The following is a 544-nucleotide window of genomic DNA, read 5'->3' as shown; positions in this document are numbered from 1 at the left end:
GCTACTCCCGTCGGGATCTCGCCGGTCGTGACAAGTCGCCAGAAGGCAATCAGTAGCTTGCGCGCCAAAGCCACGATCATTGTCTTGCGCGTACCGCCACGGCCATCGGCCGTTCTCGCGCAAAACCAGTGCGCCAGCGCGCTGTTCTTTTGGAATTGGAGGAACCGCCAAGCCAATAGGATCATGCCGTAGCGGACGCGAGCGTTGCCGGCCCGCGCAAGACCTTTCTCGCGCCTGCGTTGGCCGCTCTCATCCGGCGCCCCGGTAAGTCCGGCATAGCGGGCGACGGCTCGCCGATCACGGCATCAGTCCGCTCCTCGCCAATATCTTCCTGCACTACATCCTCGATCTCTGGGCCCACCAATGGCGTCGGCGGCCGCGTGAGAGAATCTCATTCACCAGCATGTCCGCAGTCTCGATACCGACACCGATGATCCGCGCAAGAAGGCGAACCATCGCGAGCGGACCCTTCTCCGTGTCCGGAACCACCGAGAGCTGCCGCAGCCGCTCCTGTTCGATCTCGTGGATTTGTTCACGCAACAGG

The 544-nt window shown here is 62.7% G+C and carries 1 pseudogene; it reads right to left on the bottom strand.

Annotated elements, in window-relative coordinates:
• Window positions 1-544 (bottom strand): annotated as a pseudogene (locus NKH52_RS35595) (transposase); the annotation flags it as partial.

Source organism: Mesorhizobium sp. M1066, assembly GCF_040318635.1.
In the GTDB taxonomy this organism is placed as follows: Bacteria; Pseudomonadota; Alphaproteobacteria; order Rhizobiales; family Rhizobiaceae; genus Mesorhizobium.
Note: the sequence above shows the minus strand (reverse complement) of the source record. Positions and strands in the feature narration are given on the sequence as shown.